Origin of the sequence: Solibacillus palustris (genome assembly GCF_022549215.1) — a bacterium.
GTDB classification, from domain to species: Bacteria; Bacillota; Bacilli; order Bacillales_A; family Planococcaceae; genus Solibacillus; species Solibacillus daqui.
The window spans coordinates 79,064-99,956 of record NZ_JAKZFC010000002.1 but is presented as its reverse complement, the minus strand read 5'-3'; the positions used below and the strand labels follow the sequence as shown (position 1 = coordinate 99,956).

Genomic DNA, 20,893 nt, shown 5'->3' with positions numbered 1-20,893 from the left:
CGTCTTTTTACTCCTTTAATACAAACTAAATATAGAACATATAGCCGTCTGTTACTTCGTTGTTTGTATATTTTGCTAAGTCTTCGATTGTTGTTGTATCTAGTACATTTTTTACTGCATCTCGAATACGCATCCATAGCTCACGTTGAGGTGCTTCTTCATTTTCAATTCCTTCGACTGGCTGAATTGGCCCCTCTAATACGCGAATCACATCGGCTGCAGAAATTTCGGCTGGCTTTGATGCTAGCATATAACCACCATACGCTCCACGTACACTTTTCACTAAGCCTGCATTGCGTAGTGGAGATACAAGTTGCTCTAAATAAGCTTCAGATAAATCTTTTTCTGCAGCGATTTGACGTAATGGAATTGGTCCTTCTCCATAATGCTTTGCTAATTCAATCATAATCGTCAGACCATAACGTCCTTTTGTTGAAATTTTCATTAGTTACACCTCAAATTATTCTAGTCCTTTACTAACATTTATTATAACATAACTCCTTTTAAACCACTCGGAAATACTTTATCATATATTATACAATTCAAATAAAGGAGCGAAATCCCATGCAAAATGAACCGCTCGCTTATAAAATGAGACCGAAACGTATTGATGATATCGCCGGACAAAAACATATTCTTGGTCCTGATACGCCGCTTTATAAAATGATTGAAAAAGGTCATGTGCCTTCCATGCTGCTATATGGGCCACCTGGAGTTGGTAAAACATCGATTGCTAATGCAATTTCCGGCAGCTCAAAGATACCTTTTTTTGCACTAAATGCCACACATGCAGGGAAAAAAGATATCGAACAAGTCGTGATGGATGCACGGATGAGTGGCAAAGTAATTCTGTTCCTAGATGAAATTCATAGGTTTAATAAATTACAGCAAGATACCCTTTTACCTCATGTTGAAAATGGCTCCATTGTATTGATTGGAGCGACTACCGAAAATCCGTTTCATGATGTCAATCCTGCTATTCGTTCACGCTGTGGGGAAATATTGCAATTAGAGCGGCTAACAGAACAAGATGTATTACAACTACTAAAAAAAGCATTAGCTGACGAAGAAAGAGGTTTAGGTAGATTAGCAATTCATGCAACTGACGAACAATTAGAAAGAATTGCAAATGCTGCAAATGGAGATGCACGAAAGGCGCTGACCCTCTTAGAATCCGTTTATTATGCATCTGATGAAATCGACGGTACAACACGATTAAATGACAATGCAATCGAAACACTCGCGAAACGTATCGGAGTATTCGGAGACAAAGGCGGCTCAAACTTTTACAATTTATTATCTGCATTACAAAAATCAGTTCGCGGCAGTGACGTAAACGCCGCACTGTATTATTTAGCGCATTTACTTGAAAGTGGTGATTTAATTGCGGTTTGTCGCCGTTTACTTGTGATGGCTTACGAGGATGTGGGGCTTGCAAATCCAGCAGTCGGCGCACATGTACAAGCAGCTACAGAAGCTGCTGTAAAACTCGGGCTTCCAGAAGCGCGCATCCCACTTGCCGCTGTAGTTGTAGAAATGTGCTTATCCGATAAATCCAATTCAGCCTACCAAGCACTTGATGCTGCAATCCATGCTATTCATGAGGGCAAAACTGGAAATATTCCGAATCATCTAAAGGATGCCCATTATGCAGGGGCGAAAGAGCTAGGTCATGTTGGCTATCACTACCCACACGACACCCCAATTGGAACATTTGGTGGCTGGGTGAAGCAGCAATATTTACCAGATGAGCTAGAAGGAATAGAATTTTATAAACCGGTTATTGCTGGTGAGGAAAAACGAATGGCTGCAATTTATGAAAAACTAAAATCGTTTAAATCCTAACGTAAGAAAGGGGGGTGTCCGAGAAGTGATTCTGGGACACCTCCTTTGCGCCGAGGATGGAGGCCAGCACGATGCTGGTCATGAATGCGTTGTCACACGATGTGACGGTTTTAGCATTCGTTCCTATTTCGACCACCGCAGAAGCACCGCCTGCAGCGGATAATTAATACATGAACGAAGCACTGCGCGAGAAGTATTTACTTTTCGCGCAGCCCCCTTTATTATTTCACAGATAAAAAAGTGCCTGAAACAAGTTGTTCAGACACTTTTGTTTATTCCATAGTTTTTGATAATGCGTAAAACTTTTCAATACATGTATCTGTTTTCTCAGATGTCAAGAGTTCAATTTTTTGACCTACTAGTTGGTCAAGACTTTTTTGAACTTCTGAAAGAAACTCTTCATTATCTTCTATTGAAGCATTTGGTAAGCAACTAGCACTTGTTTTATATAATTCAATAATTTGTGCTGTCGCTTCTTGATCTTCAATAGCAATTAAATGAGATTTTGCTAGACCTGTAAAATACAATAGCTTTGCTACGATATCCATATACAAGACCCAATACGTAGACGCTTTAGGTAACGCACCATCATTTCTTGCCATGTAGCCATTGAGATTTTGCGCACATTTTTGCAATAATGTATTTAATTGCTCATAGGCTTTTGACCAATTTGGTTTCGAATCAATATAATCGAATACGATTGTATCGACCTGTAATTGTAACTGCGGTAAATTTAATAAATCATTTTTTAACTCAATTTTCATCTTTAAAATTCCTCCTTACATCCCCAAACGTATTACAAATACGTACCCTTACTATAGCAAAAAAAAAACGCCTTTCTGTGAAAACGAAAAAATCACTAGAATTCCGCCATATTTTTGACATATTCATCCCTTTAATAGAATATTCTGCAATACGGTGCCAGATTATTCCTTTTCACTTCAGACGATTCACATATTTTGAATAGTATTTTTGATTATATGTGTCAGACTGCACTATCGATGAAAATTGATCTCTATGAATAATATGAAATTGCCCCTGTTCATATTCCTTAATCTTTTGTTTTGAACAATAAAAAACCCAACGATGCGCCTCAACCCATTCGAATAACATTAATTCCTTGTGAGCTAAAAATAGAGGCTTCGCTTGAATAACACCTGCCATTTTGTAAAATCCTTCACTTAATCGATAGCCTTTTGTGACAAAATCATATTCTGGCTCAACGACTTGCTGAGTATCATATACATGCACTGTATTTCTCATGGCATCAATTGCAATTTCAACTGTACTAACAACATCCATTAAGTTGAGACCTTTGTATTCTAACTGTTGAATTTGCATAAGAATCCCCCTTCTAAGCGTTCGTGTTATTATACCATAATAATATTCACATAAAGATAGTGAATAGCCATTCAAAAAACCGTGACAGTCATTTGAAAATAATGTATAAATTAATATATATTGTATATTTTAATTATTTTATCACAATAGCAAGGGAGAGGTTAATTTAATGATTAAGCAGTTAAAAGCAAAAGATTTAATCGAAAAAAACACTATTTTAATGCTTGTTTATGGTATCGCGGCTGTATTAGGAACAGTAGCACAATTATTTATTGACCGCCCTATTGGTGTAGCGCTTTCACTTTTCATCCCTGTCAGTTTTACGTTTGTTTTTTATGGAATTCAACGCAAATTACCTGTGCTTCATGCCTACTTTCCTTATGTCGTGATTGTAGCTGTTGTATTAACTGTTTTAGGAACAATCGTTACAAACAAAGTAACATTAGCAACGATTATTTTAAGTATTTTCGTGTTAATCTTATCAAGTGTGCACAACAAAATAACTGTACTAGTTACTGGATACATTGGCTCAATATTAGGGCTACTTTTTAATTTCATGCTTGACACAGGCGGCTATGCCGTGGATCCAGCAAATGTATTTGTTACACAAACACTTATGTTCGTAGCGATTTTACTTCAAGTTCGCCAAAATCGTTCTTTGCTTAACAATGTCGAAATGCTAATGATCGAGGCTAATGAACATGTTGTACAAGAAGGACAATTACATGATCATCTTGAAAATTCGGTACAATCTATTACATCGAAGCTTTTGCTTATTACCGATAGTACGAATCATTCGAGTGCAGCACATCAGCAAATGCTCGCTTCATTGAAAGAAGTAAGTATTGGCTCGCACAAGCAATCACATTTTGTTCAAAATATTGTGCAAAGTACCGAGCAAACGAATCAATCCATTCATTCCATCGTTTCTGAATTAACAAATATTGTTGATCGTGCAGAACAAGCAAGTACCCGAGCGGTAGATGGCGCAAATTCAATGTCCAAGCTTCAGCAAGAAATTAATAGTTTTACGTCTTTCTTTAACGAATTAAATACGACCTTTCTTTCATTATCAGATAAAATTTCAGAGACAAATGATTTTGCCAATTCGATTCATCAAATTACCGAACAAACGAATTTATTAGCACTTAACGCGTCGATTGAAGCAGCACGCGCAGGTGAACACGGTAAGGGCTTTGCTATTGTTGCCGATGAAATCCGTAAACTAGCTAGTAATACCGACAATATGGTACTAAAAATCGATCAAAATTTAGCACACGTAAATAGCTATAACAAACTTGCCCTTAGCCGATTACAGAACGGGCTTATGCATGTCTCAAACCAAGAACAAACAGTTCAAGACTCAAGTGAAACGTTTAATAATTTATTTGGTGCTATGAAAACTTTGCAGCAAAATTTACAACAGTTTTCTACAAATGTTCAATCAATTGAGCACAATGCAGGGGCAATTGAAATTGCGACGAATGAATTTGCTGCTATTATTGAGCAAAGTACCAATTCAATCGACCAGCTATGTCTGGTACTAGAAAATATCAACGAAGATCAACACAATGTTACAAAAAATATTGAAGAAACATACAAACAAGCTGTACAAATTATTGGTTAATAAAAATCAGCTGTTCTCTACTTTTGAGAACAGCTGATTTTTATTAACCTTGTACGCGAGTAATTTTCACGTCTTTTAAAATGGTATTGATTACCCAACTTGCTGCAATTAAGCCCGCTACAGATGGCACAAAAGCGTTTGACGATGGTGGTAATTGCGCTTTACGGATTTCCGCTTCTGGTTTTCCAACATACTGCGCTACATCAGGACGTACAACGATTGGTGATTCATCTGAAAATACAACTGTTACACCTTTCTTAATCCCCTCTTTTCGAAGCTTAGTTCGAATAACCTTTGCTAAAGGATCTGTATGTGTTTTTGAAATATCAGCAATTTGAAAACGCGTTGGATCCATTTTATTAGCCGCGCCCATGCTTGAAATCATCGGAATATTACGTTTTAAACATTCCTTCATAATATGGATTTTGTACATTACTGTATCTGAAGCGTCAATGACATAATCGATACCTTGCGCAAAAAATTGCTCATACGTTTCTTCCGTATAGAACATATGCATATCAATCACTTCACATTCAGGGTTAATGTCAGTGATCCGTTCCTTCATGACACCCGATTTGGATTGTCCAACTGTTGATAGGTACGCCACTAATTGACGATTGACGTTTGTAATATCTACATTATCTTTGTCTACTAAAATAATACGGCCTATTCCGCTACGTGCACATGCTTCTGCAGCAAATGAACCGACGCCACCTACACCTAAAATGGCAACTGTTGTGCTTTTTAATTTTTCTAGCCCTTCTGAACCTATAGCTAGCTCATTACGAGAAAATTGATGCAACATCTATTTGTACCCCTCAATCTTTATAATTCTACTAGGAATTATAACGACTCCACCCAGTACATGCAAGTAACAATCTAATTTACATTTGAAAAAGCAATTATTTCCTTTCCAATCAATTGCGCCTCGGCGCAATTGCGTCCAGATTTTTTCAAGTTCACTTGAAAAACTCCTCTAAAAAATCTGTGACATCCGCCGGGGCTTGGGCCAACACGATGTTGGTCACTCAGGCGTTGCCGCACGACGCGGCTTTCTTAGCCTGAGTTCCCCCATTCACCCCACTTTTAGAAGTAGGGGACTTTTCGTACCTGTCGCTTCGCTTTCGGTACAAAAAGAATTTGCTGAATCAAGTAAAAAAACTCCTCCACTTTTAAAGTAGAAGAGTAAGAAAATGAATAGACGAACCCCAAATATGCCGTCTTGCTAAAAACATCGTTTTGATCCCGCATCATTAGCAAGGGGGTGCACTAATCGTAGTGTTAAACTTCCCGCTCTAAATGGGGCATGTTTGCTTCTACGGTAATAAGTTGCTCCCGACGATTAAATGTTCGGTCAAATGTGTTTAGTAACAATTTACGTGACAAACATCTTAGGATTCGTGTTACCATCATATTATCATCAATATTCTGATAATTCAAATAAAAATGATATATTACTCGAAAATATTGTTTTTGAACTAGATACATGGAAAAAACTATAAATAAAGCATGACTCACTCTCAGAAATACACAGTTCACACGAATTAATGTATTTTCATATAAGGACCACATTGAAAAGTTAATACATTCCTAACCATTGAAAAAAGCACTAAACGAAATAAATCGCTTAGTGCCTTTTGAACCTTTAATTATTGCTTTGTAACCGCTACTCGTAAGCTTAATTCTTCAAGCTGTGCGTCTGAAACTGGTGACGGTGCGTCAGTTAATAAGCAACTAGCCGTAGCTGTTTTTGGGAACGCAATTGTGTCACGTAAGTTTGTACGCCCCGCAAGTAACATGATTAATCGGTCAAGACCCATTGCTAAACCACCGTGTGGAGGAACTCCGTAGTCAAATGCTTCTAATAAGAAACCAAACTGTGCACGAGCTTCTTCTTCAGAGAAACCAAGTAATTCGAACATTTTCGCTTGTAAGTCTGGCTCATAAATACGTAATGAACCACCGCCTAGCTCATAGCCATTTAATACGATATCGTACGCTTGTGCACGAACTTCTTTCGGATTAGTATTCATTAATTCTAAGTCTTCATCGAATGGACGTGTGAATGGGTGGTGCGCTGCATAATAGCGACCTGCTGCTTCGTCGTATTCGAATAATGGCCAGTCTACAATCCATAAGAACGCAAATTGTGATTCATCGATTAAGCCTAATTCTTTACCCAGTTTTAAACGTAATGCGCCTAATGCATCTGCTACTACAGAAGATTTGTCCGCAACAAATAATAATAAGTCGCCTGCTTCTGCTTCTGTTGCAGAGATAATTGCCGCTGCTGCATCCCCTTCGAAGAACTTCGCGATTGGGCCGTTTAATCCTTCTTCTGTTACTTTTAACCAAGCTAAACCTTTTGCACCGTAGCGACCAGCGTATTCGCCTAACGCATCGATGTCTTTACGAGAATAGTTTGCCGCAGCACCTTTTACATTAATAGCTTTAACTTCGCCGCCATTAGCTACAGCACCTGCAAACACTCCGAATGATGAATCTTTTACGATTTCTGAAAGTTGCTTTAATTCTAAGCCAAAGCGTACATCAGGCTTATCTGAACCGAAACGATCCATCGCTTCTTTATAGCTCATACGTTGGAATGGCGTTACAACGTCGATTCCTTTTACGTCTTTCATTACTTGCGTTAGTAAACGCTCGTTCATTGCAATGATTTCGTCCATTGATAAGAATGACGTTTCGATATCGACTTGCGTGAACTCAGGTTGACGGTCAGCACGCAAGTCTTCATCACGGAAGCAACGAGCGATTTGGAAGTACTTCTCAAAGCCACCCACCATTAATAATTGTTTAAATAATTGTGGTGATTGTGGTAATGCATAAAATTCACCATCATGGACACGAGAAGGTACTAAATAGTCACGTGCACCTTCAGGAGTTGATTTCGTTAAAATTGGAGTTTCCACTTCTAAGAAGCCTTCTGTTTGTAAGAAATTACGAATTGTACGTGTTACATCAGAACGTAATTTAAATGTGTCATACATTACTGGACGACGTAAATCTAAGTAACGATATTTTAAACGTAACTCTTCTGAAACCTCTACGTTATTATCAATCGCAAATGGTGGGTTTTTCGCTTCATTAATAATTGTTAATTCAGAAGCTACTACTTCGATTTCGCCTGTTTTCATGTTTGGGTTTATTTGAGAAGCGTCACGTAAAACAACTTTCCCTTTAACTTCAATAACATATTCACTACGAATTTTTTCGGCTATTGCTAATGCATCTTTTGCTTGATCGCCAAATACAACTTGTACGATGCCTTCGCGATCACGCATATCTACGAAAATAAGGCCACCTAAATCACGACGTTTTTGTACCCAACCTTTTAATACTACTTCTTGTTCTACTTGTGCAGCCGTTACTTGACCACATGCATGTGTTCTTTGTGCCATTGTTTATTCCTCCAACTATTTGTTTTCTAAAACGTACTGTACTAAGTGACCGAATTCTACTTTTGATCGGTCGCCTGTTGCCATTGTTTTCACGTTTACTGCTTGCTCTTCTAATTCTGTCTCACCTAACACAATGACAAATTTTGCATTAGCACGGTCAGCCGCTTTCATTTGGGCTTTCATTTTGCGCCCTGCATAATCAATTTCTGCTGTAATGCCTTTTGCACGGAAAGAGCTAAGTAATTCTACAGCTTTAAGCTTCGCCTCATCATCCATTGCAACAACATATAAATCAAGTGTATCTTTAGTTTCCAGCTCAATACCCTTTGCCTCAAGCGCTAAAAGTAATCTCTCGATGGACATTGCAAAACCAATACCAGGCGATTCTGGGCCCCCAATATCTTCTACTAGGCCGTTATATCGACCACCGCCACAAAGTGTTGTAATCGAACCAAAGCCATCGCCTGTAATCATTATTTCAAATGCTGTGTGGTTGTAATAATCTAACCCACGCACTAAGTTCGGGTCGACTTCATAAGAAATCCCTAAAACATCAAGGTAGCCCTTCACTTTTGTGAAATACTCTGAAGAGAATTCCGTTAAATAGTTCGTCAACGCTGGAGCAGTTGCCATTGCAGGGTGCTTCGCGTCTACTTTACAATCTAAAATACGTAAAGGATTTTTTTCTAAACGACTTTGGCAATCACTGCAAAGCTCGCCAATTACTGTCGTAAAGTGATTCATTAACGCTGTGCGGTGAGCATCACGTGTTTCTTTATCTCCAAGTGAGTTAATCACTAGTTTTAAATCTTTTAAGCCAAGTGATGTGTATACGTCCATCGCAAGTGCCATTACTTCTGCATCAATTGCTGGATCAGCCGAACCAATTGCTTCTACACCAAATTGTACAAATTGACGATAACGACCCGCTTGTTGACGTTCATATCGGAACATTGGACCTGTATAATAAAGCTTTACAGGCTGGTCTGGGTAGCCGAACATTTTGTGCTCCACATACGCACGTACTGCTGACGCTGTACCTTCTGGACGTAATGTTAATGAACGATTGCCTTTGTCGATAAATGTGTACATCTCTTTTTGCACGATATCTGTTGTATCGCCTACACCGCGTTGAAATAATTCTGTCGACTCAAACATTGGTGTACGGATTTCTTTATAGCGGTAAACATGACATAGTTCACGAATTGTTTGTTCTACTTTTTGCCATTTTTCCGTTTGTCCTGGTAAAATGTCCTGTGTTCCTTTAGGTACTTTAAAATTCATGTAAAGCACTCCTTTCATAGCTGTTTAAACCAAATTAGATTTGACAACGGTTTACGTGCCTGTACAACTTTGACAATCATTGAAGGGACCGAAATGGCCGAGGAATTAGCGTAAATGCCGAGAAATTTATTTTGAAAATAAAAAAAGCTTTCGTCCCCTGCAAAAATTTTGCAAGGGACGAAAGCTTAATAGTCTACTTCCGCGGTTCCACCCTAATTGATGTATACGTACATCCTCTCGAACTCGGATAACGGCCGATTCCGTTTTCCCCTACTAAAAAATTTTTTCGAGGAAACGCCTCTCAAGTGTTGTTCACATGTTACATACTGTAGGAAAGATTTCAGCCTGTGTCTTTCCCTCTCTTGTCAGTAGTGGCAACCGCTACTTATTTGGTCATTGGCAATGTTACTTTTTTTAAATTAACACTAATGTTAATGATGTCACTCGCCCTTGTCAACTATTTAAAGAAAAAAAACAAAACTCGCACGAAAATAACATGAGTTGGTGTATTACTTATTTAGATTTCGTTGGAAAATTAATATTATTACACCATCAAAAAAAAACGCTATATTTTTTTCTTATAAATCCTTTTATAATAGAAGCGTATACAATTTCTATAGTTACTTATCAATTTATTACTAAAAAGGAGGCGCCTATGTACAATAAGCGTTTGGCGATTATACTTTCGCTACTTTTAGTATTCACAGCAATTTTTACACTCCCTATAAGTAAAGAGCCTGCTCATGCTGAAGGTGAGCAACTTTATGTGAATGCAGAAATATTATATTTACGTGAAGGTCCTGGCCTTTCGTATCCTATTTTAGAAACATTAAAAGATGGTACAGCCGTTACTTCATTAGGGAAAGATGGTGACTGGCAAAAGGTTCGTGTAGGAAATCAAGAAGGTTTTGTTGCATCTTGGCTCGTAGAATCTGCCAAAAAATCATCTGCTGCAACAAATCAAAAAACTGTCGTTGCTCGAGTTAATACATTGAATTTACGTGCAGAACCATCATTATCTGCAGCTGTTTTGGCAAAAATATCTTCTGGCACTGAAAGTACATTTTTACAGCAAAAAGGGGATTGGATTCAAGTTCAATTTGATGGAATGACCGGCTGGGTATTTGGCGATTACGTTACTATAAAAGAAGCAACTGTTTTGCAAGACCCTTCAACTGATGCCAACGATGACAGTGAAGTAAAAAACATACAGTCCTCCGAAAATGACCCAAACACATTTACGATAAATGTGAGTGCTGTAAACATTCGAAAGAAACCAGACTTAACCGCCAAAAAGTTAAAACTAGCTACAAAAAACGAGCAATTTACGGTAGTAAGTCGTGATCATAATTGGGTGCAAATCGAATATGAAGAAGGTAAAAAAGGGTGGATTTATAGCTTTTACGGGACATTTACAAAGCAAAAAACGACTACAAAACAAAAAGAAACAACAAGAAGCGAAGAAAGCGTCACAATCATTTATAACGGCACAAACTTACGTGAACAACCAACTACCTCCTCCAATGTTGTAGCACGTGTCGATGCAGGAACTACATATAAAATCATAGAGACTGAAGGTGAATGGTACAAAATCGCATTAAACGATGATAATACGGCGTATGTTGCCGATTGGGTTGTGACGAACGATCAAGGAACGGAAAAACCTATTAGTGCAAACAAAGAAAAACGGAAAAAAGGCACATTAAAAGGCTTAACGCTAGTAGTTGACGCTGGGCATGGTGGTAATGACCGAGGTACAACAGGTGTCCGTAATACGGATGAAAAGGATATAACCATTTTAACAGCTGAATTGTTACGTTCAAAATTACAAGCAGCCGGTGCAAATGTTATTATGACACGAGAATCAGACGTTTACGTGGATTTACGAAAACGTGTAGCCGTTTCGCACCAATCAAATGCTGATGCTTTTATTAGTATTCACTATGATGCATTAGAAGATAGCTCGGTACATGGCTTTACAACCTATTACACGAACAGCTATCAACAAGAATTAGCGGAATATATAAACGCTGGCATTGCCGAAAAAATATCATTAAAAGATCGTGGCGCACGCTTTGGTAACTATTTGGTATTACGTGAAAATCGTCAACCCTCTGTACTATTAGAACTTGGTTATTTAAGTAATCCGACAGAAGAACGAACGATTACAACGGATTATTTCCGTGAACAAGCAACACTTGGTATCTATCAAGGATTACTCGATTATTTTGATGATCAGTTAGAGAAATAATTTCAAACAAGACAGGGCATGTTCGGATAATAATTTCCGTACATGCTCTTTTAATTTCCTAGTAGATTACAATTTTTTGATCCCCTCAACAATGATTCTATTTTCTAAATGCTACCGAACTACTCGTGCTAATATACAACGTTTAATTAAGCAGTTTAAATCCTTTGTTACAAAAATAGCCACGCACTTTATTAGTACAATATGTGCTCCATGTGCAGATAAAAAAGCGTAATGTTCACAATATAGCAACATTACGCTTCCCCTTTATTGTTTTATTAGTTGATACAGATAAAACATTTCATCTTTATTCACTATTTTCGGTACCGGATAGAGTGGATTTGCTTCTTGTAAAGCACGTTCTACCATTAGCGGTACATCGTGATTATCGATACCTTGAATTTTATTTGGAATATTCATTTTTGCATTTAGCTGTTCGATTGCTTCGATAAAGAGCTGTGCCTTGCGTTCATCACTATCAGATACTTTGCCAATCCCTACTAAATTGGCTAGCTCAGCTAACGGTTTTGCCACGCTGTCCCCATAATACTTCAAAACATGCGGTAAAATAATGGCATTAGCATAACCATGCGGAATTTGATAAAAACCACCTAATGTGTGCGCAATTGCATGCACGTAACCTACATATGCACGAGTAAAGGCTAGTCCTGCTAAATACGAAGCGCGTTGCATTTGAGCACGAGCTTCAATATCTGTACCATCTTCATATGCTCGGTATAAATATTTGAAAATCAAAATGACTGCTTCTCGTGAATATTTACGAGTTTCCTTCGTATTACTACGGCCAATATAAGCTTCAATTGCATGCGTTAAGGCGTCCATGCCAGTAGTTGACGTAATATGTTTAGGTAAATTTATTGTTAATAATGGGTCCAATATTGCATAATGAGGGATTAATGATGGGTCCATAATGGCAAACTTTTCAAGGGTTTCACTGTTTGATACAACTGCAGCAATCGTCCCCTCACTCCCTGTCCCAGCAGTAGTCGGAACAGCAAAAAAAGGTGGTATTTCTTTACGTACCTTAAATAAGCCCTTCATGTCAGCTAATGATTTATCTGGACGTGCTAGACAAGCTGCAACTGCTTTTGCACAATCTATCGGTGAACCACCACCAAATGCAATAATCCCCTGGCAATTATGTTCGCTATACAAGGCAAGTGCCTTTTCAATATTCGTGAATGTAGGATTAGGAACCGTTTCGTCATAAATAACAAATGAAATATGAAGTGCTTTCAATTGTGTTAATAAGGGATTCATTAAGCCAATCTTTTGTATGCCATTATCTGTCACAATCAGAACTCGTTCAAGTTGTAAATCTTGAATTAGCTCTGGTAGTCTTAATAAACTATTTTCCCCTTCTACAATCTGCGGCGTTCTCCAATTAAGAAATTTCATACCCAAACGCATTGTTCCTTGAAATGTCCGACAATATGCGGTGTACATAATAACACTCCATTTCTCTCTATTTTAACTGGATATTATTAAATGATTCGATTAAAAACAGAAAAGTCCTTTAAATACAAAAAAACACCCCTATTAATTGTGTTTATCCATCGAGGGGCATTTCAGTATGAAATTATCGTTATTATTCATTGGCAAAGTATACTTTTTGTGCAAATGGAATGGGTTGTGCTTCAAAATCGATTTCACTCATCGCAATAACCGAAATATCAATGTCAAGTTTCTCAAAACGTGCGGCATAATCTTCTTGTATTAGCGATTGGTAGTCATTAAATAGATTATCTGTAATGATTAAAACATCGCGCTCATTACACGCTGTATCCGCTTTAAAAATTGCTAAAACTTGCTCAATCGCAGGTACAATTGTAGCTTCGTTATCCATATATTCATTTATAAAGCGGTCAAATAACCCTAATTGAAGTGAACCTTTTATAAAAATCATCGGCTCTTGTACTGTTTCACTAAACGGAATAATAATTAAATCACGCTTTTGTGTCGCACATAAATGAAAGAATGGCATAATCGTCCCTTTACAAAAAGTTTCGTATGCCTTCAAAGTTTCTGATTGTTGCATTAGGATAATCATTGGTGAAAAGATGTTTTCATCTTCATTGAATGGAACAAAGTAGACATTGCCCTTAACAACACTACGTTCTTTTAATAAGTGTTTTTGCTGTTCTAACGGAAGTAAATAATCATTCTCTCGCATTTTTGGCATTGTTGCCTCAACTTCTTGAATAATTTCCTGAAGCGACATGGAAATTTCCAAAATCTCTACAAAATTTTCGTCTTGACCGAAACGCTCTAATAATTGTTGCTGCTCGGTTTTACCTAAACCTTGAAAGGATGCATTTTTATATAAGAACTGAAGAATTTCATCGCTTAAAAGGGTCTTTTGATCTTTTGCCATGTGAAATCCCTCCTTAATTTTTTTCGATAACGCTAGTATAGCCAAAACTCATATAGAAAAGTAGTAACATGATTTGAGTATAATTTCTTTACTCGCAAAAAAACGACATCCCAATTCGGAATGCCGCACCATACAAATGTATGTAATTAAAGTTTTTCAGTTAAGCCGTGTAATGTATCTTTTAATTCACGGTCGTGGTTCGAAAGCTCGATTAAGTTTTCTAAACGCTCATGTAAAATTGGACGCTCGATTACTAATTGCTCATCTAATACTTGTACGAATAATTCTAAAAGCATACGGTTTTGAATTAATAATGCTTCTTCTACACGCTCAGGAGCGATTGTTACTACTCTCTTTTTTTTCGCCATTGTTAAAACAGCCTCCCTTTTGATTATACAACGTTATTTTAGCACAAGGAGGAACAACTTTGTGAAAATATTTCAAATTCATCATTAGTTTTAAGCAAATCTCGTCAATTATACATCTTTTTTAACATTATAATAACAAATTTAGCGCATAGATTCCCGAAACATAGTCTTTATCTTCTATATAAAAGTAAATTAGTTCGTTGAGTCAAAATCATTGAGAAGCACAGATTGCCCCAAGATAGCGCGGACACCATTTCGTATGTAAATATACAAGAAAAATTCACACTTAATCATCCACAAAAAATCTCTTTTCAAGATAGTTCATATGTTATAATCATTTATACCTAGTATTACAATTCAATTTGAATTACTGTTTTACTATTTCTGAAAGGAAGATTCTATTGCAAACAATAATATCACAAATAGACTATGAAATTCGTTTAGTACGGTACCTACTTTCGAATCGTTTTTTACGTACTGAAAATGGGAAACTTGTAACATCTCGTTCGATTTCAGATGAATCAGTTGGATTTGAAACAGAGGATAGCTTATGTCGTGAATGGTTATTATCTATCTATAATAGTTACCACTTTTATAGTGGCTTCGAAACGCTTGAATTATGTCATCAATATATCAAATCTACTAATTATGAGAATAAATTGTATCGAATCGTTCAATTTAATAATCAGTTTTATGCTGTTGTTTATGAAAACGCACAACACCAACAAGTAATCGGAAAAGAATTATCTTATTTCACAAAAAACAATATGTTTCTTTGTGCCAAACGTCCTCCATCAAATTTAATGATTAAAGATCGTAACAAAATACCACCGATTCCACTGATCTATTATGAATTACATGCGTTTGATCCAACTTTAATAATTTATCAACTGCACGTAGAATCCAATTTATATATGGAAGTTCCAATACTAGAAGCTTTTGAATACGCTGTGCTATTGGGGATTAGCTTTAAAGACATTTGGTATGTATGCGATACGCCACATGCGATTGCTCACAATCGAGCTTTACTGAATTTATACTTCAGCCAAGGTCATAATTTAACATTGTTCGGTAAATATTCAAAGGCAATTGCTATTAACCCCTTTCAACGTCTAGTCTATTTACAAAAAGGTAGAATTAAGCATTTCCAAATGGACGTAGAAAACCCTCATTCACTGCAACGCATAATTCCTTATCGGGAAGTCCGACGTCTTCAAGAAAATATGCGTACACGTCCCGTTCATTTTGAAGATTCGCAGCAACCGTTAAAAGAAAAACACATTTTGCGCCAAACAAGTAAGGTTTGATGTCTTTAATTATTTGGATTACTTTGAAATCTCATCTTAATTAATTGCGATTCTTAGATTTAATTACATATTAAAAGTCGATTCACACTAAAATAGTATGAATCGACTTTTTTAGTGCCCTTGAAAAGTTTAGGTCACTCTTCTTATTCTATAGTTAGATTTGCTGTTCTTTTATTTTGGCTAGAATTTTTTCATATACTGGAATCATGTGCTGTTCAGTACATTTTTGTTGAATTTCATCCGTTTGAATCCAGCCAACCGCGCTATTTTCATCTAACTTTGCTTTAAATTGCACATCATCCTGCACTTCAAAAACATATGTCGCATTTAAATGTAGATGTGGCGCTACGTATTTACCTTTTTTCATATGACCGATAACGGGTAATATATCGAGCGAAATCATTGCCTCTTGAATAGCCATTACTTCACTTAGCCCAGCCTCTTCCTTTAACTCCTTCTCAGCTACTTGAAGTAAATCAGGGTCACCATCGGCATGTCCACCTGTCCAACTCCACGACTTATAAATATTGTGGTATACCATTAATACTTTTGAACGATCTGGGTTGACAGCAAACGCAGAAGATGTAAAATGCAAAATTTCATTATTGCGCGTCAATACATCGGATAATGTGACCATTGCACGCAAAATTAAATCACGGTCTTTCTTTTCTTGTTCATTGTATGGTTTGTATAACGTAATTTGATCATGTAAATTCATCGGAAATCCTCCCTATGTACCCATCGATAACTAAATTGTACCGTATCGGTTTAGAAAAATATAGAAAAAAAGCTTTACAAAATGGGTCATTTCGTAAAGCTTTTTTGAACTTAAGAGATTAATGCTTTAACAACTTTCGACATTGTCGCGCCATCAGCCTTACCGTCTAATAATGGTTTCGCAATTTTCATCGCATCGCCCATATTCATGCCGGAAGTAACACCCGCTGCTTGTAATTCTGCCGCGATTTCTTCTTCTGATAATTGCTTTGGTAGGAAATTTTTTAAAATTACTAATTTTGCTTCTTCTTTTTCGATTAAATCCAAACGTTCAGCTTGCTTTGCACCGTCTAAAGCTTGATTTGTTTGTTTCACTTCACGATTAATAACCGCGATTTCTTCTTGTGGTGTTAGCTCTGCACCCTTTTCCTTTTCTGCAGCATCAAGTGCTGACTTAACAAGAGTTAATACACCTTTTGCTAGTACATCTTTATTTTTCATCGCTTGCTTTAGTTGATCGAATACAACTGTTTTTAACATTTTAAAAGCCCCTTTACAAATGAATAAGCATCGTAACTTATTCGAGTTGTTCTTATTGTAACATGTATACAGGGCTTGCATAAATTAATTTGTCACTAATTGTAATAGGAAGCTTTCGATTTTCCGCCACCTTTTTATATTGTAAAAGATTCCCAAATACAATATGTTTCAATAAAACAAAAAGCTACACGAATTTTTTCGTATAGCTTTCACATTAATTATTTAGTTCATAGTGCTTGCCTTTTACAAGATAAAACAAATGCTCGGCAATATTCGTCGCATGGTCGGCTGAACGCTCAATACAGCGGCAAATGAATGATAAATTCGTCACTTGTGCAACATGCTCATTTGAAATCGAAAGCTTCATTAAATTACTAATCGTATTGCCAGTTAATTCGTCAACCTCATCATCTAGCTGAGCGATTGCCTTTGCCTTCACTGTATTTTCTTCGATAAAAGCTTCAACAATTTGACGTAGCATCGAAATCGTTTTGTGGAACATTTCTTCAATTGGCTCCATACTCGTAATAAACGGCTCCTTGCCAATTCGAATCGTTTCTTTTGCAATATTGACCGCATAATCACCGATACGCTCCATATCAGTTGCTGCTTTAATGACTACGATTAATCGACGTAAATCAGTCGCAACAGGCTGCTGTTTAGCGATTAACAAAATAACACGATCATTAATTGTTTCTTCTAGACGATTAATTTTTACATCCTGTTCAATTACTTGAAGCGCTAAATCAACATCCTTTTTCATTAACGACTCAAATGATAGTTTTAACGCGCCAATACTTGCATCACAGAGCTCCATTAAATCTTGCTGGACACTGATTAAATCATGTTCAAATCGTTCTCTTATCATATTTGACATCTTGCACTCCTTATCCAAATCGCCCTGAAATATAGTCTTCTGTACGTTGATCAGATGGTGTTGAGAAAATAACATCTGTTTTATCATATTCCACAACCTCACCATTTAAGAAGAAGGCTGTTTTATCAGAAATTCGCGCGGCTTGTTGCATATTATGCGTAACAATAACAATCGAATACTGTTCTTTCAATTCTTGTACAAGCTCCTCTACCTTTAACGTAGAAATTGGGTCAAGTGCACTTGTTGGTTCATCCATTAAAATGACATCTGGCTCAATTGCTAAACAGCGCGCGATACAAATACGTTGTTGCTGACCACCAGATAAGCCGTACGCATTTTGGTTTAAACGATCCTTCACTTCATCCCAAATAGCTGCTCCACGCAGAGATTTTTCAACAATCTCATCTAAAATCTTTTTGTTTTTGATTCCATGAATTCGTGGACCATAGGCAATATTATCATAAATTGATTTTGGGAATGGATTCGGCTTTTGGAACACCATCCCTACTTTTGTACGTAGCTCTTCCACTTCATAACCTGCTCCAAAAATATTGCGTCCACGGTAATTTATTTCACCCGCAGTTTTTACGATTGGTACTAATTCAACCATACGATTTAGTGCCTTAATGTACGTTGATTTCCCACAACCAGAAGGACCGATAATCGCTGTTACTTCATTTTCCTTCATATCTAAATTGATATCCTTTAACGCATGGTGCTCTCCGTACCATAAATTAAATTGATTCGACTGCATCACGATGGCTTTATGATCAGCTGTTACTATTTGCTGTTTCGCCTCAATTTGCTTTGATAAAACTTGAACCATATTTTTCACTCCTAGTATCGTTTTTGGAACTTATTACGAATGAAAATCGCAATTGAGTTCATCGTTAATAACACAATCATCAACACAATAATGCCGGCCGAAGCTACATATTGGAACTCTTCTTGTGGACGTTTTGCCCAGTCAAAAATTTGCATCGGTAATGCTGTAAATGTATCTAAATAGCCAGTAGGTAAAAACTGTAAAATCACTGGAATACCGATTACTACAAGCGGTGCCGTTTCACCAATTGCACGAGATAAAGCTAAAATACTCCCTGTCAATATACCTGGAATCGCCGCCGGTAACACAACACGTACTATCGTTTGCCATTTCGTTGCTCCCATGCCGTACGAAGCTTCACGCTGTTCTTTTGGTACAGCACGAATTGCTTCTTGTGAAGATACAATAATGACCGGCAATATTAGTAAACTCATCGTTAAACCCGCAGCTAAAATACTTTTGTCGAAACCAAACAGACGCACGAAAATTGTTAAACCAAGTAAACCAAACACAATTGAAGGTACACCTGCTAAATTCGAGATATTCATGCGAATAAAATCATTCAATTTATTTTGCTTTGCGTATTCCTCTAAATAGATTGCGGTACTAACACCTAAAATGATAGATACCGGTGCAACGACACTCATTAACCAAAGCGAACCAATAAGTGCCGCTTTAATTCCAGCGTTTTCGGGAATACGTGATGCAAAGCTCGTTAAAAACTGCATATCAAAGTGACTAACACCTTGCGATAAAATTCGTCCAAGTAGCATTGCCAATGAAACAAGCGCAAAGCTCGTCGCTAAAATGAAGATTAATTTCCATATTTTATTAGCCGAAAGTCGCTTCGACATACGTTTCATAATTACATCTTCCTGAATATAGCGCATGTTAATACTCCTCTCGGAAGCGTTTTGAAATATAGGTTGCTAGTAAATTCATCGTTAACGTAAAAATGAATAGTGTAAAACCTACTGCGTAAATTGAGTAATAAATCGTTGTACCATAACCTGCATCACCTGTCGTAACTTGAACAATATAAGCAGTCATCGTTTGGATTGAATCCGTAAAACCAAAATCAAATTTTGGTGTGGATCCTCCCGCAAGTGATACAATCATCGTTTCCCCAATTGCACGAGAAATACCAAGAACAACTGATGCCACAATACCTGATAGCGCTGCTGGTAATACTACTTTTACGGCAACTTCAAATTTCGTTGCCCCTAAGCCTAGTGCACCTTCACGAATCGAGCGTGGTACAGAGCTCATTGCATCTTCAGACATCGACGTAATCATTGGTAAAATCATAACGCCTACAACAATCCCGGGACTAATCGCATTGAAGATTTTTAAATTTGGAATTATGACCTGTAATAGTGGCGTAATAAACGATAATGCGAAAAATCCATATACAATTGTCGGTACTCCTGCAAGCACTTCTAAAATCGGTTTTACTACTTTTCGAACACCCTCTGATGCATATTCACTTAAATAAATAGCTGCCCCTAAACCAAATGGTACTGCCACGAGAATAGCTATAGAAGTAACTTTTAGCGTTCCTAATATTAATGGTAAAACTCCGTACAGTGGCTCTTTTCCAGAAAACGGTAGCCACTCCTTACCAAATAAATAATCTGTTATAGATACACGAGTAAAAAATTCAACCGTTTCAAAAATAAGCGTAAAAACAATTCCAAATGTTGTTAATACTGAAATCGTAGCAGCTAAAAATAATAAAACCGGAACGCACTTCTCTATGATTTTCTTTCCTTTGCGATTGCGTGCCTGTTCAATTAAATGCTGTACACTTTGTCGCTCCTGTTGTTTGAGCGTCATAGGAAAACCCCTTCCACAAATAAATAAAAATCGTGCATGGTGCGAGGCCCACACACGATAACATATCAATTACACCTCGGCGAAATTGCGTCCAGATGTTTTTTCGAGCTGGCTCGAAAAACTCCTCTAAAAATCTGTGACATCCGCCGGGGGCATTAAGTCAACACGAAGTTGATCACGAATGCGTTGGCAAAGGACGTGACGCTTTTAGCCTTCGTTCCCCTATTCAGCCGAGGTTCCCCCCAAATGAAAGACATACTTGG

The 20,893-nt window shown here is 37.3% G+C and carries 19 protein-coding genes, 1 other RNA gene and 1 other annotated feature; of the genes, 4 read left to right on the top strand and 16 right to left on the bottom strand.

Annotated elements, in window-relative coordinates; translation table 11 throughout:
* Window positions 1–25: 25 nt before the first annotated feature.
* Window positions 26–445 carry a cysteine metabolism transcriptional regulator CymR gene (gene cymR / locus LZ480_RS07385; RefSeq protein WP_241368772.1) on the bottom strand — a complete coding sequence of 140 codons (420 nt, stop codon included), beginning with the start codon at window positions 443–445 and terminating at the stop codon, window positions 26–28.
* A 119-nt stretch (window positions 446–564) separates the two neighbouring features.
* On the opposite strand from cymR, the gene LZ480_RS07380 reads away from it, so the two are divergent.
* A complete protein-coding gene (locus tag LZ480_RS07380; RefSeq protein ID WP_241368771.1) occupies window positions 565–1,845 on the top strand; it encodes a replication-associated recombination protein A in 1,281 nt (426 codons plus the stop codon).
* Between the two features lie 272 nt (window positions 1,846–2,117).
* Here LZ480_RS07380 and LZ480_RS07375 read toward each other — a convergent pair whose 3' ends face one another.
* On the bottom strand, window positions 2,118–2,609 hold the full coding sequence (locus LZ480_RS07375; RefSeq protein WP_241368770.1) for a GTPase: 492 nt from the start codon (window positions 2,607–2,609) through the stop codon (window positions 2,118–2,120).
* Between the two features lie 172 nt (window positions 2,610–2,781).
* Window positions 2,782–3,186 (bottom strand): aminopeptidase, encoded by a 405-nt coding sequence (locus tag LZ480_RS07370; protein WP_241368769.1) that lies wholly within the window; start codon window positions 3,184–3,186, stop codon window positions 2,782–2,784.
* A 169-nt stretch (window positions 3,187–3,355) separates the two neighbouring features.
* On the opposite strand from LZ480_RS07370, the gene LZ480_RS07365 reads away from it, so the two are divergent.
* Window positions 3,356–4,813, top strand: a complete 1,458-nt coding sequence (locus LZ480_RS07365; protein WP_241368768.1) for a methyl-accepting chemotaxis protein — start codon at window positions 3,356–3,358, stop codon at window positions 4,811–4,813.
* Between the two features lie 43 nt (window positions 4,814–4,856).
* On the opposite strand, the gene LZ480_RS07360 is transcribed toward LZ480_RS07365, so the two are convergent.
* The 4 genes from LZ480_RS07360 to hisS form a co-directional block, all read right to left on the bottom strand.
* Window positions 4,857–5,618, bottom strand: a complete 762-nt coding sequence (locus LZ480_RS07360; RefSeq protein ID WP_241368767.1) for a tRNA threonylcarbamoyladenosine dehydratase — start codon at window positions 5,616–5,618, stop codon at window positions 4,857–4,859.
* A gap of 396 nt (window positions 5,619–6,014) precedes the next feature.
* Window positions 6,015–6,214: non-coding RNA, 6S RNA (ssrS, locus tag LZ480_RS07355), on the bottom strand.
* Between the two features lie 248 nt (window positions 6,215–6,462).
* A complete protein-coding gene (gene aspS / locus LZ480_RS07350; protein WP_241368766.1) occupies window positions 6,463–8,232 on the bottom strand; it encodes an aspartate--tRNA ligase in 1,770 nt (589 codons plus the stop codon).
* A 15-nt stretch (window positions 8,233–8,247) separates the two neighbouring features.
* The gene (hisS, locus tag LZ480_RS07345) at window positions 8,248–9,516 is read right to left on the bottom strand and encodes a histidine--tRNA ligase (RefSeq protein WP_241368765.1); all 1,269 of its coding nucleotides are present in this window, start codon (window positions 9,514–9,516) and stop codon (window positions 8,248–8,250) included.
* 170 nt (window positions 9,517–9,686) lie between these two features.
* Window positions 9,687–9,922, bottom strand: a binding site (T-box leader).
* Between the two features lie 249 nt (window positions 9,923–10,171).
* On the opposite strand from hisS, the gene LZ480_RS07340 reads away from it, so the two are divergent.
* Window positions 10,172–11,767 (top strand): SH3 domain-containing protein, encoded by a 1,596-nt coding sequence (locus LZ480_RS07340; RefSeq protein WP_241368764.1) that lies wholly within the window; start codon window positions 10,172–10,174, stop codon window positions 11,765–11,767.
* A gap of 264 nt (window positions 11,768–12,031) precedes the next feature.
* Here LZ480_RS07340 and LZ480_RS07335 read toward each other — a convergent pair whose 3' ends face one another.
* The 3 genes from LZ480_RS07335 to LZ480_RS07325 all read right to left on the bottom strand — a co-directional run bounded on the left by LZ480_RS07335 (window position 12,032) and on the right by LZ480_RS07325 (window position 14,527).
* Window positions 12,032–13,231: an iron-containing alcohol dehydrogenase gene (locus tag LZ480_RS07335; protein WP_241368763.1), complete on the bottom strand. Its 1,200-nt coding sequence runs from the start codon at window positions 13,229–13,231 to the stop codon at window positions 12,032–12,034.
* 142 nt (window positions 13,232–13,373) lie between these two features.
* Window positions 13,374–14,159 (bottom strand): hypothetical protein, encoded by a 786-nt coding sequence (locus LZ480_RS07330; protein WP_241368762.1) that lies wholly within the window; start codon window positions 14,157–14,159, stop codon window positions 13,374–13,376.
* Between the two features lie 146 nt (window positions 14,160–14,305).
* Window positions 14,306–14,527, bottom strand: a complete 222-nt coding sequence (locus LZ480_RS07325) for a phosphate-starvation-inducible protein PsiE (RefSeq protein ID WP_241368761.1) — start codon at window positions 14,525–14,527, stop codon at window positions 14,306–14,308.
* Window positions 14,528–14,928: 401 nt separating this feature from the next.
* Here LZ480_RS07325 and LZ480_RS07320 point away from each other — a divergent pair, with 401 nt between their 5' ends.
* A complete protein-coding gene (locus tag LZ480_RS07320; protein ID WP_241368760.1) occupies window positions 14,929–15,834 on the top strand; it encodes a hypothetical protein in 906 nt (301 codons plus the stop codon).
* A 154-nt stretch (window positions 15,835–15,988) separates the two neighbouring features.
* Here LZ480_RS07320 and LZ480_RS07315 read toward each other — a convergent pair whose 3' ends face one another.
* From LZ480_RS07315 to pstC, 6 genes are all read right to left on the bottom strand, one after another.
* Window positions 15,989–16,552 (bottom strand): NUDIX hydrolase, encoded by a 564-nt coding sequence (locus LZ480_RS07315; protein WP_241368759.1) that lies wholly within the window; start codon window positions 16,550–16,552, stop codon window positions 15,989–15,991.
* Window positions 16,553–16,662: 110 nt separating this feature from the next.
* Entirely contained in the window at window positions 16,663–17,091 is a 429-nt protein-coding gene (locus LZ480_RS07310) for a GatB/YqeY domain-containing protein (RefSeq protein ID WP_241368758.1), read from the bottom strand.
* 214 nt (window positions 17,092–17,305) lie between these two features.
* Window positions 17,306–17,959: a phosphate signaling complex protein PhoU gene (phoU, locus tag LZ480_RS07305; RefSeq protein ID WP_241369157.1), complete on the bottom strand. Its 654-nt coding sequence runs from the start codon at window positions 17,957–17,959 to the stop codon at window positions 17,306–17,308.
* A gap of 19 nt (window positions 17,960–17,978) precedes the next feature.
* Complete coding sequence (pstB, locus tag LZ480_RS07300; RefSeq protein ID WP_408641608.1) at window positions 17,979–18,722, bottom strand: phosphate ABC transporter ATP-binding protein PstB; 744 nt, start codon at window positions 18,720–18,722, stop codon at window positions 17,979–17,981.
* An 83-nt stretch (window positions 18,723–18,805) separates the two neighbouring features.
* Window positions 18,806–19,684: a phosphate ABC transporter permease PstA gene (pstA, locus tag LZ480_RS07295; protein ID WP_241368756.1), complete on the bottom strand. Its 879-nt coding sequence runs from the start codon at window positions 19,682–19,684 to the stop codon at window positions 18,806–18,808.
* 1 nt (window position 19,685) lies between these two features.
* A complete protein-coding gene (gene pstC / locus LZ480_RS07290; RefSeq protein WP_241368755.1) occupies window positions 19,686–20,630 on the bottom strand; it encodes a phosphate ABC transporter permease subunit PstC in 945 nt (314 codons plus the stop codon).
* Window positions 20,631–20,893 lie beyond the last annotated feature (263 nt).

Coding starts and splice junctions, on each gene's coding strand:
- cymR (WP_241368772.1), bottom strand. CDS start 445: ATGAAAATTTCAACAAAAGGACGTTATGGTCTGACGATTATGATTGAA.
- LZ480_RS07380 (WP_241368771.1), top strand. CDS start 565: ATGCAAAATGAACCGCTCGCTTATAAAATGAGACCGAAACGTATTGAT.
- LZ480_RS07375 (WP_241368770.1), bottom strand. CDS start 2,609: ATGAAAATTGAGTTAAAAAATGATTTATTAAATTTACCGCAGTTACAA.
- LZ480_RS07370 (WP_241368769.1), bottom strand. CDS start 3,186: ATGCAAATTCAACAGTTAGAATACAAAGGTCTCAACTTAATGGATGTT.
- LZ480_RS07365 (WP_241368768.1), top strand. CDS start 3,356: ATGATTAAGCAGTTAAAAGCAAAAGATTTAATCGAAAAAAACACTATT.
- LZ480_RS07360 (WP_241368767.1), bottom strand. CDS start 5,618: ATGTTGCATCAATTTTCTCGTAATGAGCTAGCTATAGGTTCAGAAGGG.
- aspS (WP_241368766.1), bottom strand. CDS start 8,232: ATGGCACAAAGAACACATGCATGTGGTCAAGTAACGGCTGCACAAGTA.
- hisS (WP_241368765.1), bottom strand. CDS start 9,516: ATGAATTTTAAAGTACCTAAAGGAACACAGGACATTTTACCAGGACAA.
- LZ480_RS07340 (WP_241368764.1), top strand. CDS start 10,172: ATGTACAATAAGCGTTTGGCGATTATACTTTCGCTACTTTTAGTATTC.
- LZ480_RS07335 (WP_241368763.1), bottom strand. CDS start 13,231: ATGTACACCGCATATTGTCGGACATTTCAAGGAACAATGCGTTTGGGT.
- LZ480_RS07330 (WP_241368762.1), bottom strand. CDS start 14,159: ATGGCAAAAGATCAAAAGACCCTTTTAAGCGATGAAATTCTTCAGTTC.
- LZ480_RS07325 (WP_241368761.1), bottom strand. CDS start 14,527: ATGGCGAAAAAAAAGAGAGTAGTAACAATCGCTCCTGAGCGTGTAGAA.
- LZ480_RS07315 (WP_241368759.1), bottom strand. CDS start 16,552: ATGAATTTACATGATCAAATTACGTTATACAAACCATACAATGAACAA.
- LZ480_RS07310 (WP_241368758.1), bottom strand. CDS start 17,091: ATGTTAAAAACAGTTGTATTCGATCAACTAAAGCAAGCGATGAAAAAT.
- phoU (WP_241369157.1), bottom strand. CDS start 17,959: ATGATAAGAGAACGATTTGAACATGATTTAATCAGTGTCCAGCAAGAT.
- pstB (WP_408641608.1), bottom strand. CDS start 18,722: ATGCAGTCGAATCAATTTAATTTATGGTACGGAGAGCACCATGCGTTA.
- pstA (WP_241368756.1), bottom strand. CDS start 19,684: ATGCGCTATATTCAGGAAGATGTAATTATGAAACGTATGTCGAAGCGA.
- pstC (WP_241368755.1), bottom strand. CDS start 20,630: ATGACGCTCAAACAACAGGAGCGACAAAGTGTACAGCATTTAATTGAA.